Consider the following 14,646-nt stretch of genomic DNA (forward strand, 5'->3'; position numbering starts at 1 on the left):
GATGATAAAACTCTCGGTAATATTTATCGGGAGTTTTGTATTTTAGCACTAAATAAAAACGCCGCTGTAATTATCTACTAACCAAACTTCTTAGTATTTCGACCTAAAGGCAATAGTCACATAGCATCTGCCGTTTGAAGGGGAGTGGTGTCGAACAGTGAAATGCCCATACAAACGGCCTTATAGCAGGAATGGGTAGCGAGCGTGATTGCTCCACTAACAAAATGATTATTGTATAAAAAGACACACCATCCTCTACCTTATGACTTTTTAATAAATATTCAGTTTCCTTTTATGAGCCAGTTTCCATGCAAAAAATAAAGCCCCAATATGCTTGGGGCTTTATGGCGCTGACAATGTAGGCAGCTAATTAAGCGGCTTGCTTTTTCTTAGCTTGCTTTTCATTTTCCTCGCGAGGGTTTTTTTCACTGTGTACGCCTAGAGCATCAAACTCAAATTCATCAACATTGATGGTGCGTAGACGGCTTGCCTCTGCTTTACGTAAAATATCAGCTTCTTCTTGTGTGATAATATTTTCAGGCAACATCTGCTCTGCCAATTTATCTAAGCGAGTGAAGCTAAACTTGCGCTCTTTCAGACGGCAGATGCGCTCAAAAATTGGCTCTGCAGCGATGATGTCATACAGCGCCTGATTCACTAAACCATGCGGGTTATGCTCTGTTGGTGTCAGATATTGCCCACGACCGATCCTGTCACGAGTTTCAGATGGCTCCATTAACAGTTGTGCTAGTTTGTGGTCTAGGCGATCAGAAGGGGCAGACATAGCACGACCAGTCGGGAACAAGGTAATGCGCATTAAACCTGCAACCATTCTATTTGGGAAGTTTTTCAATAAATCATCCATCGCCTTCTCAGATTGATACAGACAATCTTCTACAGCCCATTTTACCAGTGGTAAATCTGCTTTTTGACGACCTTCATCTTCATAACGCTTAAGTGTTGCGGTTGCTAAATATAAGTGGCTGAGAATATCGCCTAAGCGTGCAGAGATACGCTCACGACGTTTTAAGCTACCACCTAAAACAGCCATGGAGATATCGGCAAGTAAGGCAAGGTTAGCACTTTGGCGATTTAACATTTGATAGTAACGACGCGTTTCATCTTTTGTTGGCGCGCTACTTCCTCGACCATTGGTTAATCCCAACCAGAAACTACGGACTTGGTTGCTAATAACATGTCCAATATGACCAAATACTGCTTTATCAAATTTGTGCAGATTATTGTCTTGTGCTGCCGCCATCTCTTCGAGCACATAAGGATGGCAACGAATAGCCCCTTGACCAAAGATGATCATGCTACGGGTTAAGATGTTGGCACCTTCAACGGTAATGGCGATTGGCGCACCTTGGTAAGCTCGACCAACAAAGTTAGATGGGCCAAGACAAATGCCTTTACCACCCGTAATATCCATGGCATCGATGACTGAATGTTGCCCACGGTGAGTACAGTGGTATTTAACGATAGCAGATAGCACGGCAGGTTTTTCACCTAACATGATACCAGAGGTAATCAATGTAGCAGCAGCATCCATCAAATAGGCATTACCTGCGATACGAGCGAGCGGCTCTTCAATCCCTTCCATCTTACCAATAGGCAATTTAAATTGGCGACGAATATAAGCGTAGGCTCCTGTCGCCATTGCAATGCTCTTTAAGCTACCTGTCGAGTTAGATGGTAGAGTAATTCCACGACCTACAGATAAACACTCCACAAGCATACGCCAGCCTTGGCCTGCCATTTTAGGGCCACCGATAATGTAGTCGATAGGAACAAAGATGTCTTTTCCGCGCGTTGGTCCATTCATAAATGGAATATTCAGTGGGAAGTGACGATGGCCTATTTCGACGCCTGGGGTATTAGTGGGGATTAACGCACAGGTGATCCCTAACTGTGTTTCACCACCCAATAAACGATCGGGATCCGATAATTTGAAAGCCAACCCAAGAACTGTCGCGATGGGGGCAAGAGTGATATAGCGTTTGTTCCAATTTAAACGCATACCTAACACTTGCTCTCCTTGCCATTCACCCATACAGACAACGCCAGTATCAGGGATAGCACCGGCGTCAGAGCCAGCTTCTGGGCTAGTAAGCGCAAAACAAGGGATCTCTTCACCTGTCGCTAAGCCAGGGAGGTAACGTTTTTTCTGTTCATCAGTACCATAATGTTGCAGCAACTCACCTGGCCCCAATGAGTTAGGAACACCAACGGTGATAGCTAAGATACCGGAGACACCCGCCAATTTTTGTAAAACTTGGGATTGCGCATAGGCAGAGAACTCAAGGCCGCCATACTCTTTTTTGATGATCATGGCGAAGAAGCGGTGCTCACGTAAATATTGCCAAACTTCTGGGGGGAGATCGGACAATTCATGGCTTACTGCAAAATCATTCACCATGCCACAAACCGTTTCTACAGGGCCATCAATGAAGGCTTGTTCTTCAGCCGTCAGCTGTGGTTTTGGGTAATTATGTAATTTATTCCAATCCGGTGCGCCACGGAAAAGATCACCTTCCCACCATGTTGTTCCTGCATCAATGGCTTCTTTCTCTGTACGAGACATGGGAGGCATGACTTTTTGGAACAGTTTCAGTGCACGTACTGAAACTAGTGATTGACGCACGGGAGTGAAAACAAAAGGGAATAACACAAGAGCCACTGGCAGTAACATCCAGTAACTCCATACATCAAGTACCCCCATAACGGCGGTATAGGCAAGTAACAGAACGGTACTCAATGTTAACGAAGTCTTGTGGTAACAGAGAATACCGATTAATGCGAGAAATAGAATTATGCTGAGTAGGGTCATAGGGAAACTCCTGTCTACTTGTAAGAGGTCTGACCTGTTGTTTCTCTTAATCTATATCCAGTAATAAACAATTAGCAAGACATTTACATCTTAATTACAACTTGGCTCACAAAATCACCAAATAATGTTTGGTGATTGTTTCATAAAAAAATTTGTGAGATAGATGAAGTAGGCGCAAAGGGAGAAAAAGAGGCAAAACGCATTGATTAGCCCTAAATGCATAAATCAAGCGTAATCAGATGTAGAAAGAAAATGTACCCTGTGTAACAATCTGAGTAGTAAAGATTAATTACCTATCTTGATGCCGTTTATCATGGCACAAAACTCGTTAAATTTAAGGGGAAATCTCATGTATCAAGACCTGATCCGTGGTGAATTATCAGAAGCGGCCGATACGTTGGCAAAATTCCTTAGTGATGATGCAAATATTCAGGCTATTGAGCAAGCGGCGGTGTTACTGGCAGATTCCTTTAAAGCCGGAGGAAAAGTGCTTTCGTGTGGTAATGGTGGCTCCCACTGTGATGCCATGCACTTTGCTGAAGAACTGACAGGGCGTTACCGTGAAAATCGCCCAGGCTATCCTGCTATTGCCATTTCTGATGTTAGCCACTTATCTTGTGTCAGTAATGACTTTGGCTATGAATATGTGTTTTCTCGCTTTATTGAGGCTGTAGGTAAAGAAGGGGATGTTCTTCTGGGCATTTCGACTTCTGGCAACTCAGGCAACATTATCAAAGCTATTAGTGCTGCGCGTGAAAAGGGCATGAAAGTGATTACGCTGACTGGGAAAGACGGCGGCAAAATGGCGGGTAGCGCAGATATTGAAATTCGTGTACCTCATTTTGGTTATGCGGATCGTATTCAGGAAATCCATATTAAAGTGATTCATATCCTGATCCAGCTGATTGAAAAAGAAATGGTAAAGTAGTTTCTTAAACTATAGAGGGTCTTGTAATGTGCGAATTACTTGGCATGAGTGCAAATGTGCCAACAGATATTAACTTCAGCCTAAGTGGACTGATATCCCGTGGGGGGCAAACTGGCCCACATAAAGATGGTTGGGGGATCACGTTTTATGAAGGGCTGGGGTGTCGCACTTTTAAAGATCCTCAACCTAGCTTTTTATCCCCAGTGGCACGCTTTGTGCAGGAGTATCCAATCAAATCGGAAACGGTGATAGCACATATTCGCCAAGCGAATCGAGGTGATGTCACACTAGCAAACACGCATCCTTTTACGCGTGAATTGTGGGGACGTAATTGGACCTATGCACATAACGGGCAATTAAAAGGGTATCGCTCACTAAATACAGGGCATTATCGACCGATAGGTGAAACAGACAGCGAAAAAGCATTTTGCTGGATTTTGAGCCAACTTGCAGCGAAATATCCGAAAACCCCCTCGAATTGGCCCGCTGTTTTCCGTTTTATTGCGGTGCTGGCTGAGCAGTTACGTCGTAAAGGCGTATTTAATATGCTGCTATCAGATGGGCGTTACGTAATGGCATTTTGTTCAACCAATCTTTATTGGATCACTCGTAAAGCTCCATTCGGTAAGGCGAAATTACTCGATCAGGATATTGAGATCGATTTTCAAAGTTGCACAACACCAACCGATATTGTTTCAGTGATTGCCACGCAGCCGCTAACAGGTAATGAAAATTGGCACAAAATTGAACCGGGTAGTTTCGTGCTATTTCACCTCGGCCAACGTATATTGTGATCGAAGTCTCAATAAAGTATCCGACCTTTCTGGCAAGCTATTCACAGCATACTTTCCTGATGTTACAGAGATTTGTGCGGGCTTGCCTACATCCTGAAAGTAATCATAAGCCGGTTTTAGTTGCTGCCAGAAAGCGTAATGGCTGGAGTTTCTGTGGATCAACATATTTTCTTTTGTCATTCGAAACGGGTAAATACTGACATCAATCGTGCTTTGTCCACTTTTAAAAGCACTTTCAACAGTTTGGTAGATTTCACTCATGTATTTATCTGTCATCGCATAGCAACCAACAGAAACACAGTCGCCATGTATCATCAAGTAGTTACCTTCATAGCCCTGTGCTCGGTCATATTCATTAGGAAAACCTAAATTAATAGATCGGTAATACCGACTGTTTGGGTTCAGTTGGGAGGCGGTTATTTGATAAAAGCCTTCAGGGCTTTTTAGATCACCTTCGCGCTTTTTAGGGCCTAGCCCGCCCGAAAACTTACAAATTGGATAAGTTTTAGATAAGTTATATTTTCCGTTCGGCGCTTTTTGATATAGCTCCAAGACGCCTTCTTGCTTAAATATCTGAATAAAGATCGCGGAATTTTGCTGGTTAGTTGTTTTACTATTAAGCAAAAATGAATGGTTATTCGCTTCAGCAACCGTAATTTGCAGAAAAAACAGGTTGAAAATAAAGCTAATAAGGATATTTTTATTCATACTTAAACCAAATTTAAATGAGTATTTTTGCCTAAAAAAAAGACATTATGGCGCTATTTTAAATGAGCTAAAAGTAATTTGATATAGCCTATTAATAGTTTCGTACGGAATAGATATTGTGTGAAAATCGCACAGCGTTCGATAAATATGATGTAAATGCTCGTTTTTTACGAATAATTATAAAGAAAGTTGAAAATTTATTGTAATTTGCTTGAGCTAAGTCACTTGAATATCCGGACAGAAGTCGGGGGAACTGATAAAATTACGAGCGGCAGAAAGAGAATAGCTTCACGATATCGAGAGAATTATTTGCTTGAGTTATGTGAGTAACTTGAGCTGTTTTTATTTACTGAGTCGCTATGGTCTATGTCAGGATCATTAGCTTAGGGTTAACTTAGAAACTTGTGCAGATCTTATGATTAAAATTAAAAAAGGACTCAACCTTCCTATTGCAGGTGAGCCAGCCCAAGTAATAGAAGACGGCCCGAAAATTCAACACGTAGCATTGCTAGGTGAAGAATATGTCGGAATGCGTCCTTCTATGCTGGTTAAAGAAGGTGAGCACGTTAAAAAAGGGCAGGTTCTTTTTGAAGATAAAAAGAACCCTGGTGTCTTATTCACTAGCCCAGCCTGCGGTAAAATTATTGCTATTCATCGTGGTGAGCGTCGTGTACTCCAATCCGTTGTTATCGAAATTGATGGTGACGAGCAAGAGGCCTTTGCTGCTTATAAGCGTGAAGAGCTTGCAGGATTGACTCGTGAACAAGTCGAAGAAAACTTGGTTAAATCAGGTTTATGGACAGCATTGCGAACGCGTCCATTTAGCCGCTCACCGGCACTGGGTTCCTCACCCGCCGCGATTTTTGTAACGGCGATGGATACCAACCCACTTGCTGCTGACCCACTTGTGATTATTCGTTCACAACAACAAGCTTTTAATGATGGTTTAACCATTATTAGCCATTTAACCGAAGGTAAAGTGCATGTTTGCCATGGCGCGGGGGATTTAGCGAAATCTGATAATCACCCACAAGTGAGCTATAGCGAATTTGCAGGCCCTCATCCCGCAGGCTTAGTCGGTACTCATATTCATTTTCTTGAGCCTGTGAGCCTCAATAAAAAAGTATGGCACCTTAATTATCAAGATGTCATTGCGATTGGTAAGTTATTCACAACAGGCTATCTATATACTGATCGCGTGATTGCCCTTGCGGGGCCTCAAGTTGAGAAACCACGTTTAGTTAAAACTCGTCTTGGTGCGGATCTCTATGAGTTAACAAAAGGTCAGCTCAAAGAGGGAGATAACCGCATTATTTCTGGCTCTGTACTGTGGGGCGTACCTTGTGATGATACACATCACTATTTAGGGCGTTTTCATAATCAGGTTTCAGTATTACGTGAAGGGCGTGAAAGAGAGCTTTTCGGCTGGATTTGGCCGGGCTTTAATAAATTCACCATTACACGTACAACGGTTGGCCATTTCTTGAAAGGCAAACGCTTCAACTTCACCACAACCATGAATGGTGGTGAGCGCTCAATGGTGCCAATTGGTAATTATGAACGTGTAATGCCTCTCGATATTATGATAACTCACCTGCTACGAGACCTCCTTTCTGGAGATACGGATTCATCTCAGGAGTTAGGGTGTCTAGAGTTGGATGAAGAAGATCTGGGACTGTGTACTTATGTATGCCCGGCTAAATATGAATATGGCCCTGTACTTCGTGATGTACTGACCAAGATTGAGCTAGAAGGGTAATTCCATGGGTTTGAAAAATTTATTTGAAAAGCATGAGCATCATTTTGAGCCTGGTGGAAAGTTAGAAAAACTCTATCCATTGTTTGAAGCTGTTACGACAGTCTTCTATACGCCAGGAACGGTGACTAAAGGTCGTTCTCACGTTCGTGACACAATAGACCTGAAACGCATGATGATCTTGGTTTGGTTATCTGTATTTCCTGCGATGTTTTGGGGGATGTATAACGTTGGTAACCAAGCCATTCCTGCACTTTACCACTTATACAGTGGGGCTGAGCTACAGCAAGTTTTAGCGAGTGATTGGCACTATCGCTTAGCTCAATTCTTGGGGGCATCATTAACACCTGATGCGGGCTGGGGTAGTAAAATGCTGCTTGGTGCAGTCTATTTTCTACCTATCTATGCGGTTGTTTTTGCAGTCGGTGGTTTTTGGGAAATTCTGTTTTCTCTGATCCGCGGTCATGAAATCAACGAAGGTTTCTTTATATCGTCCATCCTATTTGCCCTGATTGTGCCGCCAACTATCCCATTATGGCAGGCGGCGCTCGGTATTACATTTGGTGTGGTCATCGCTAAAGAAATTTTTGGTGGAACAGGGCGCAACTTCTTAAACCCTGCACTTGCAGGCCGTGCTTTCTTGTTCTTCGCTTACCCTGCACAAATTTCGGGTGATCTTGTTTGGACAGCGGCGGATGGCTTCTCTGGTGCAACCCCACTTTCTCAATGGGCTGCGGGCGGTGAGCGCGCGTTAATGAATACGGTATCTGGTGAGCCAATCTCTTGGATGCAAGCATTCCTAGGGAATATGCCTGGCTCTATCGGTGAAGTTTCCACATTGATGATTTTCATTGGTGGTGCCTTCATTATCTTCTTCCGTATTGCATCATGGCGCATCGTTGCTGGCGTTATGCTTGGGATGATTGCCATGTCTTACCTGTTTAACTTTATCGGGTCAGAGACGAATCCATTGTTTGCAATGCCATGGTACTGGCACATGGTTTTAGGTGGTTTTGCATTCGGGATGATCTTTATGGCGACGGACCCAGTTTCGGCCTCGTTTACAGATAAAGGCAAATGGGCCTACGGTATTTTGATCGGTGTAATGTGTGTGCTTATTCGTGTTGCAAACCCGGCATATCCGGAAGGCATGATGCTAGCAATCCTGTTCGCCAACTTGTTTGCTCCTCTGTTTGACTATCTGGTCGTTCAAGCAAATATTAAACGGAGAAAAGCCCGTGGCTAATGAAAAAACAACCAATAAAGATAGCGTCGGAAGAACGTTCATAGTCGTTTTTATTCTATGTCTAGTCTGTTCTATCGTCGTAGCCGGTTCTGCTGTAGGATTAAAATCTAAGCAGCAAGAACAAATTTTATTAGATACGCAACGTAATATTTTGAGTGTTGCAGGTCTATTGCAACCTAAAATGACAGCGGAAGAAGTGCAAAAAGTTTACAGTGACCGTATTGAACCTAAGCTGTTGAACTTCCAAACTAATGAGCTTTCTGATAGCAAGAGTCGCTTTGACCTCAATAGTGAATTACGTAGCGATGAAACCAGCATTGCACTTTCACCTGAAGAAGATATCGCCAAAATTCGCCGTCGTGCAAATACGGCTGAAATCTATCTTGTGAAAGATGAACAAGGCAAAATTTCACAAATTATTCTGCCTGTTTATGGGTCAGGACTATGGTCGGTGATGTATGCCTTCGTTGCGGTAGATGTGGATGGCGTGACTTCTCGTGGTATCACATATTATTCGCATGGTGAAACGCCAGGTCTTGGTGGTGAAGTCGATAATCCACAATGGAAGGCGCAATGGCCGGGTAAAAAACTGTTCAATGAGCAGGGGATACCGGCAATAAAAATTGTCCGTAGTGGCTCTACAGATAGTCCTTATGGTATCGATGGCCTTTCAGGTGCAACGCTAACATCAAACGGCATTCAGCATATGTTTGATTTTTGGTTAGGTGATAACGGTTTTGGTCCGTTCCTGAAAAAAGTTCGTGAAGGAGCGCTGAATAATGGCTGATTCTAAAGAAGTAAAACGCGTCCTACTTGGGCCTTTGTTTGATAACAACCCAATTGCGTTACAGATCCTCGGGGTGTGTTCTGCACTGGCAGTAACGACTAAGCTGGAAACGGCTGTCGTCATGACCATCGCAGTAACTTTGGTTACCGCGTTCTCTAACTTTTTTATCTCATTAATTCGCAACTACATTCCAAGCAGTGTGCGGATCATTGTTCAGATGGCAATTATTGCTTCTTTGGTTATCGTTGTTGACCAAATTTTGCGTGCCTATGCTTATGAGATATCTAAGCAGCTGTCGGTGTTCGTCGGCCTTATCATTACAAACTGTATTGTTATGGGTCGTGCAGAAGCCTATGCCATGAAAGCGCCACCGGTAGAAAGCTTTATGGATGGTATTGGTAATGGCCTTGGTTATGGTGTCATTCTGATCCTCGTTGGTTTCCTACGCGAGCTGTTCGGCTCTGGCAAATTGTTTGGTATTACCGTTATGGAATCATTGCAAAATGGTGGTTGGTATATGCCTAATGGTTTGTTCCTGTTAGCGCCTAGTGCATTCTTTATCATTGGTATGCTGATTTGGGGATTACGTACCTTGAAACCAGCTCAGGTAGAGAAGGATTAAGTCAATGGAACATTATATTAGTCTGTTCGTAAAAGCTGTGTTCATTGAAAACATGGCATTGGCATTCTTCCTCGGTATGTGTACATTTTTGGCGGTATCGAAGAATGTTAAGACAGCTTTCGGTTTAGGTATTGCTGTTACCGTGGTGTTAGGTATTTCTGTACCTGCCAACAACCTTGTGTACAACCTAGTACTGCGTGATGGTGCATTAGTTGAGGGGGTCGATTTATCTTTCCTTAACTTTATTACCTTTATCGGGGTTATTGCAGCACTGGTGCAAATTCTGGAAATGATTTTAGACCGTTATTTCCCGTCACTTTATAACGCATTGGGTATCTTCCTGCCGTTGATTACCGTTAACTGTGCAATCTTTGGTGGCGTCTCTTTCATGGCTCAGCGCGATTACAACTTTAGCGAATCTATCGTTTATGGGTTCGGCTCAGGTATCGGCTGGATGTTAGCAATTGTGCTGTTAGCATCGATTCGTGAAAAGATGAAATATTCAGATGTTCCGGCGGGTCTGAAAGGCTTAGGTATTACCTTTGTCACCACCGGTTTGATGGCACTGGGCTTTATGTCCTTCTCCGGTGTGCAGCTATAAAGGCGAGAAGAATTCATGGATATTATTATTCTAGGCGTAGTGATGTTTACCCTGATTGTCTTGGTGCTAACAGGTCTGATCCTGTTTGCTAAATCCAAGTTAGTCAATACAGGGAACATCAAAGTTGAAGTTAACGGCGACCCTGATAAGAGCTTTGAAGCTCCCGCAGGTGACAAGCTGTTAGGTATGTTATCTAACCAAGGGATTTTCGTTTCATCTGCTTGTGGTGGTGGTGGCTCCTGTGGTCAATGCCGCGTGAAAATCAAAGAAGGTGGTGGGGATATCCTGCCAACAGAGCTTTCTCACATTAATAAACGTGAAGCGAAAGATGGTTGCCGTTTAGCTTGTCAGGTGAACGTTAAACAAGACTTAAAAATTGAGTTACCAGAAGAAATTTTTGGGGTGAAAAAATGGGAATGCGAAGTTATTTCTAATGATAACAAAGCAACTTTCATTAAAGAACTGAAACTAAAAATTCCTGAAGGTGAAGTCGTACCATTCCGTGCAGGTGGTTACATTCAGATAGAATGTCCACCACACGTAGTGAAATATGAAGATTTTGATGTTCCAGAAGAGTACCGTGAGGATTGGGATAAATTTAATTTGTTCCGCTATGTTTCTGAGGTAAAAGAACCCACAGTTCGTGCTTATTCAATGGCTAACTACCCAGAAGAACACGGGATCATCATGTTGAACGTGCGTATTGCTACACCGCCACCACGTAATCCGGATGTTCCACCGGGCATCATGTCATCTTATATTTGGTCGCTAAAACCGGGTGATAAAGTGACAATTTCTGGGCCATTTGGTGAATTCTTCGCTAAAGAAACCGATGCAGAGATGATCTTTATTGGTGGTGGTGCGGGGATGGCACCAATGCGTTCACATATTTTTGATCAGTTAAGACGTCTAAATTCGAAACGTAAGATCAGCTTCTGGTATGGTGCTCGTTCTAAGCGCGAAATGTTCTATACAGAAGACTTTGATCAATTAGCGGCTGAAAACGAAAACTTTACTTGGAATGTTGCACTTTCTGACGCATTGCCGGAAGATAATTGGGATGGTTATACCGGGTTTATTCATAATGTATTGTATGAAAACTACCTGAAAGATCACCCAGCACCAGAAGATTGTGAATTCTACATGTGTGGGCCACCAGTGATGAACGCTGCGGTTATCAAGATGCTTAAAGATCTTGGTGTAGAAGATGAAAACATCTTGTTGGATGATTTCGGTGGTTAAGTAACCCTAGAGTTGTTTGTATATACTTTAAATAATTCGAGGTACAGCGAGACGGCAGGCCAATGAGTGACTAGGAATTTAAACAGCTTTGTGACTCGTGTGAATGAATGCCATCAATAATGTTGAAACTTGAAGTATGGCGAGTATAGCGCCCACTTGTGTGGGCGCTTATTATTGAAGCAGAGAAAATTATGCTGAACAGAAAAGTGATTACCCCAGTGCTGCTATTTGCAGCGACACTATTGTTGGCTGCCTGCGGTGGGCCTGAACAGGCAAACCTTCAGGGTCAGACAATGGGAACCTACTATTCCATTAAATATGTTGCTGAATCTTCATCGCCAAGCAGTGAATCTATCCAAGCTGAGATAGATAAGCGCTTAGAAGAAGTGAATGATCAGATGTCAACTTATCGTCCAGACTCGGAATTAAGTCGCTTCAACCAATTTAAAGAGGTTAATGTTCCTTTTCCTGTTTCAGCAGCAACAGCGAAAGTTGTTAAAGAAGCCATACGCATTAATGAATTAACTAATGGTGCATTAGATGTCACGGTAGGGCCGTTAGTCAATTTATGGGGCTTTGGGCCAGAAGGGCGAGTAACCAAAGCACCAACAGATAGTGAATTGGAGAAACGTCGTGCATGGGTTGGTATAGAAAAGCTGTCTGTGCAGGGCAATAACTTAATTAAAACTATCCCTGAATTGTACGTCGACCTTTCTTCGATAGCAAAAGGCTATGGCGTTGATGTTGTAGCTGAATACTTGGAGTCAATTAATATCAATAATTATATGGTTGATATTGGTGGTGAAGTACGTACAAAAGGGAAAAATGGTAAAGGTGCACCTTGGCGGATTGCGATTGAAAAACCACAAACCGATGGCGTAAACCAAACGGCTCAGGAAGTGATTGAACCTGGTGATATGTCTATTGCTACCTCTGGTGATTATCGCAACTATTTTGAACAAGACGGTGTGCGCTTCTCTCATACCATCGACCCGAAAACAGGGATGCCAATTAAACATAACCTCGTTTCGATTACGGTACTGGCACCAACTTGCATGAGTGCTGATGGGCTATCGACTGGGCTTAATGTATTAGGGCCTGTTGAAGGTTTTGCCTTAGCTGAAAAGCTCGATATTCCTGTGTTTATGATCATTAAGACAGAAAAAGGCTTTGAAGAGCGTTATACTAAGGCATTCGAGCCATTTTTACAGAAAAAGCAGTAATTAGGAGGATGTAAGAATGCTAAATGTTTTTATTGCAGCTTTCGTCCTATTCCTACTGGCATTTCTCGGTATGTCACTAGGGTATATTATTAAGCGCAAAAGTATTCAAGGTAGCTGTGGTGGGTTAAGCAGTATTGGTGTTGAAAAAGTCTGTGATTGCCCTGAACCTTGCGATGCCCGTAAAAAACGTATGGCACGGGAAGAGGCTCGCCAAAAGGCACTTGAAAAACACCGCATTATTTAAATAGTCGATATTAGTATGATGACAGCCTTAACTGCGAACATTCACAGTTAAGGCTTATTTTTTATTTGGCGGTCTAATTAAGACAGATAGCTTTAACGTAAAACCGATTAGATAAAGCCAGCTAAAATTTACTTAATGATTTCGCTTTTAAAAGTTTTAGGGGAATCAACCATCACGGCATCCGCACCAATTTCTTTAGCTAATTGATAATCTGCCGCACTATTGACACCAAATAGAACAATGTAGGCCTGACCATTTTTTCTAAAGCAATCAATGGCTTCTTTATCCCATGACAACGTTGCAGGTGAGCGAGCCTCTCCTAACGTATATTTCTCTACAACCTCGACTTTACGGTGTAATTCAAAGCCATACCAACGCGATTTAGATTGTGCATCACTGCTGACTGAACAATGATGATTCATCGCGCTGTTCGCTAAGATAGTGCGTGTTTCATCACGGCTTTCAAAGGTATTAATTTTATCGGAGCGCTTGGTTAGGGCTTTTACAAATGCATCATTGGTTGAATAAAACCGAGTATTTTTAAAAGCATTATTTTTTTCGAGTAGGGAGTACACCGCTTCTGCTTGAGTATCTGGATCGGCGTCAGGTGATTTTAAATCAATATAAAACGCAGTATCTGGATATTTTTTAAGGACGGATCCAAGTGTTGGGATCGTGGTTTGCTGTAAAGGTAATTGAAAATGAGCCTTTTTATTAAATTGATGGGCGGCATTGAACGTTGTGAGTTGTTGAGCGGAGTAATCGGAAATAACCCCTTTTTTATCGGTTAATGCCTCTAACTGGCTTGGCCGATATAGAACAAGTTGATTATCTTTAGAGAGTTGGACGGTTAGCCAAATAATATCGGCGCTATTTTTTTTAGCCAGTTCAATTGCATAAAGCGTATTTTCTGGCGCATCTGCCGTTCCTGCTCTATGGGCAACAATTTGTGGTGATTGAGCGGCTGCACTATAGCTGGCAAGAAACAATAAACTGATAGCCACCCCTTTTTTAATAGATGGCATTGCTGTTTTTGTCATATTTATTACCTATAATAATAGTTATCTCAATGAGTTAAATACGTTTCAGTGAGCTCTTTTTGTAATACTTTTCTTGCTACTTGTAAGTAGTACTTGATTGAATTAGGACTAACTTTTAACTGAGTTGCAATTTGTTGGTAAGTCATCCCTTCAAATTGCGCGAGTAAATAAGCTTGTTCCATATTTTCAGGTAGTTTGGCAAGTTGCTCAGACAGTAATTGCAATTGCTCTTCGACTACTAACTGAGTTTCTAAATTCCACTCTGGCTCAGGCTCCACCAGCAAACGTTGATATTCCGCTTCGATGCGTTGCCGACGATAAAAATTGGCGATGTTGCGTTGTGCCAGTGTGTACATAAAGGCTCTCGGAAATTGCAAAGTTTGGCAGCGATATGTTTCAATCGTATGAACAAAGACATCCTGTAAAATTTCGTTTGCGATATCGCTATCAGGTGTGCGCGCAAGAATATAGCGAAATAGGCTAGGGGCGTGCTGTTGCAAAAGTTGGCTTTCTTCTGCCAAGTCGCTATTTTCTATAGAGGGAGTGTGTGTTGTCATAAATAAAAATAATTATTATTATCATTTTTATTTTATTGTCAATTATGGACTCTCAGAGATGAGAGTCC

At 42.4% G+C, this 14,646-nt stretch carries 14 protein-coding genes; 10 read left to right on the forward strand and 4 right to left on the reverse strand.

What is annotated here, in order from left to right; all coding sequences use genetic code 11:
• Positions 1 to 370: 370 nt before the first annotated feature.
• Entirely contained in the window at positions 371 to 2,830 is a 2,460-nt protein-coding gene (gene fadE, locus PR699_RS17165) for an acyl-CoA dehydrogenase FadE (protein WP_004923318.1), read from the reverse strand.
• A 349-nt stretch (positions 2,831 to 3,179) separates the two neighbouring features.
• Here fadE and lpcA point away from each other — a divergent pair, with 349 nt between their 5' ends.
• On the forward strand, positions 3,180 to 3,758 hold the full coding sequence (lpcA, locus tag PR699_RS17170; protein WP_014656671.1) for a D-sedoheptulose 7-phosphate isomerase: 579 nt from the start codon (positions 3,180 to 3,182) through the stop codon (positions 3,756 to 3,758).
• Positions 3,759 to 3,784: 26 nt separating this feature from the next.
• On the forward strand, positions 3,785 to 4,552 hold the full coding sequence (locus tag PR699_RS17175) for a class II glutamine amidotransferase (protein WP_004923223.1): 768 nt from the start codon (positions 3,785 to 3,787) through the stop codon (positions 4,550 to 4,552).
• Here PR699_RS17175 and PR699_RS17180 read toward each other — a convergent pair.
• A complete protein-coding gene (locus PR699_RS17180) occupies positions 4,523 to 5,260 on the reverse strand; it encodes a murein L,D-transpeptidase family protein (protein WP_014656669.1) in 738 nt (245 codons plus the stop codon). The genes PR699_RS17175 and PR699_RS17180 overlap by 30 nt on opposite strands.
• A gap of 415 nt (positions 5,261 to 5,675) precedes the next feature.
• On the opposite strand from PR699_RS17180, the gene PR699_RS17185 reads away from it, so the two are divergent.
• From PR699_RS17185 to nqrM, 8 genes are all read left to right on the forward strand, one after another.
• Positions 5,676 to 7,019, forward strand: coding sequence for a Na(+)-translocating NADH-quinone reductase subunit A (locus PR699_RS17185; protein WP_004923217.1), 1,344 nt, complete (start codon positions 5,676 to 5,678; stop codon positions 7,017 to 7,019).
• Between the two features lie 4 nt (positions 7,020 to 7,023).
• Positions 7,024 to 8,262 (forward strand): NADH:ubiquinone reductase (Na(+)-transporting) subunit B, encoded by a 1,239-nt coding sequence (locus PR699_RS17190; protein ID WP_004923214.1) that lies wholly within the window; start codon positions 7,024 to 7,026, stop codon positions 8,260 to 8,262.
• Positions 8,255 to 9,049, forward strand: coding sequence for a Na(+)-translocating NADH-quinone reductase subunit C (locus PR699_RS17195; protein ID WP_014656668.1), 795 nt, complete (start codon positions 8,255 to 8,257; stop codon positions 9,047 to 9,049). The genes PR699_RS17190 and PR699_RS17195 overlap by 8 nt, the downstream gene beginning before the upstream one ends.
• Complete coding sequence (locus PR699_RS17200) at positions 9,042 to 9,671, forward strand: NADH:ubiquinone reductase (Na(+)-transporting) subunit D (RefSeq protein ID WP_004923209.1); 630 nt, start codon at positions 9,042 to 9,044, stop codon at positions 9,669 to 9,671. The genes PR699_RS17195 and PR699_RS17200 overlap by 8 nt, the downstream gene beginning before the upstream one ends.
• A gap of 4 nt (positions 9,672 to 9,675) precedes the next feature.
• On the forward strand, positions 9,676 to 10,272 hold the full coding sequence (gene nqrE / locus PR699_RS17205; RefSeq protein WP_004923207.1) for an NADH:ubiquinone reductase (Na(+)-transporting) subunit E: 597 nt from the start codon (positions 9,676 to 9,678) through the stop codon (positions 10,270 to 10,272).
• A 15-nt stretch (positions 10,273 to 10,287) separates the two neighbouring features.
• Entirely contained in the window at positions 10,288 to 11,514 is a 1,227-nt protein-coding gene (gene nqrF / locus PR699_RS17210) for an NADH:ubiquinone reductase (Na(+)-transporting) subunit F (protein ID WP_004923204.1), read from the forward strand.
• A 191-nt stretch (positions 11,515 to 11,705) separates the two neighbouring features.
• On the forward strand, positions 11,706 to 12,737 hold the full coding sequence (locus PR699_RS17215) for an FAD:protein FMN transferase (protein WP_036943998.1): 1,032 nt from the start codon (positions 11,706 to 11,708) through the stop codon (positions 12,735 to 12,737).
• A gap of 16 nt (positions 12,738 to 12,753) precedes the next feature.
• Positions 12,754 to 12,981: a (Na+)-NQR maturation NqrM gene (nqrM, locus tag PR699_RS17220; RefSeq protein WP_004923200.1), complete on the forward strand. Its 228-nt coding sequence runs from the start codon at positions 12,754 to 12,756 to the stop codon at positions 12,979 to 12,981.
• A gap of 128 nt (positions 12,982 to 13,109) precedes the next feature.
• Here the strand turns inward: nqrM and PR699_RS17225 are convergent, their stop codons facing one another.
• Together PR699_RS17225 and PR699_RS17230 are read right to left on the reverse strand one after the other, a co-directional pair.
• Positions 13,110 to 14,021 carry a glycerophosphodiester phosphodiesterase family protein gene (locus tag PR699_RS17225; protein WP_014656666.1) on the reverse strand — a complete coding sequence of 304 codons (912 nt, stop codon included), beginning with the start codon at positions 14,019 to 14,021 and terminating at the stop codon, positions 13,110 to 13,112.
• 26 nt (positions 14,022 to 14,047) lie between these two features.
• Entirely contained in the window at positions 14,048 to 14,578 is a 531-nt protein-coding gene (locus PR699_RS17230) for an RNA polymerase sigma factor (RefSeq protein WP_004923195.1), read from the reverse strand.
• Positions 14,579 to 14,646: the final 68 nt, after the last annotated feature.

It is taken from the genome of Providencia sp. PROV268, from assembly GCF_028477805.1.
GTDB lineage: Bacteria > Pseudomonadota > Gammaproteobacteria > Enterobacterales > Enterobacteriaceae > Providencia > Providencia stuartii.

Excerpts from the sequence above, each read along its gene's own strand:
- PR699_RS17215 (WP_036943998.1), top strand. The coding sequence starts at position 11,706 with ATGCTGAACAGAAAAGTGATTACCCCAGTGCTGCTATTTGCAGCGACA.
- lpcA (WP_014656671.1), top strand. The coding sequence starts at position 3,180 with ATGTATCAAGACCTGATCCGTGGTGAATTATCAGAAGCGGCCGATACG.
- nqrM (WP_004923200.1), top strand. The coding sequence starts at position 12,754 with ATGCTAAATGTTTTTATTGCAGCTTTCGTCCTATTCCTACTGGCATTT.
- PR699_RS17185 (WP_004923217.1), top strand. The coding sequence starts at position 5,676 with ATGATTAAAATTAAAAAAGGACTCAACCTTCCTATTGCAGGTGAGCCA.
- nqrE (WP_004923207.1), top strand. The coding sequence starts at position 9,676 with ATGGAACATTATATTAGTCTGTTCGTAAAAGCTGTGTTCATTGAAAAC.
- PR699_RS17225 (WP_014656666.1), bottom strand. The coding sequence starts at position 14,021 with ATGACAAAAACAGCAATGCCATCTATTAAAAAAGGGGTGGCTATCAGT.
- PR699_RS17175 (WP_004923223.1), top strand. The coding sequence starts at position 3,785 with ATGTGCGAATTACTTGGCATGAGTGCAAATGTGCCAACAGATATTAAC.
- PR699_RS17200 (WP_004923209.1), top strand. The coding sequence starts at position 9,042 with ATGGCTGATTCTAAAGAAGTAAAACGCGTCCTACTTGGGCCTTTGTTT.
- PR699_RS17180 (WP_014656669.1), bottom strand. The coding sequence starts at position 5,260 with ATGAATAAAAATATCCTTATTAGCTTTATTTTCAACCTGTTTTTTCTG.
- fadE (WP_004923318.1), bottom strand. The coding sequence starts at position 2,830 with ATGACCCTACTCAGCATAATTCTATTTCTCGCATTAATCGGTATTCTC.
- PR699_RS17230 (WP_004923195.1), bottom strand. The coding sequence starts at position 14,578 with ATGACAACACACACTCCCTCTATAGAAAATAGCGACTTGGCAGAAGAA.
- PR699_RS17190 (WP_004923214.1), top strand. The coding sequence starts at position 7,024 with ATGGGTTTGAAAAATTTATTTGAAAAGCATGAGCATCATTTTGAGCCT.
- nqrF (WP_004923204.1), top strand. The coding sequence starts at position 10,288 with ATGGATATTATTATTCTAGGCGTAGTGATGTTTACCCTGATTGTCTTG.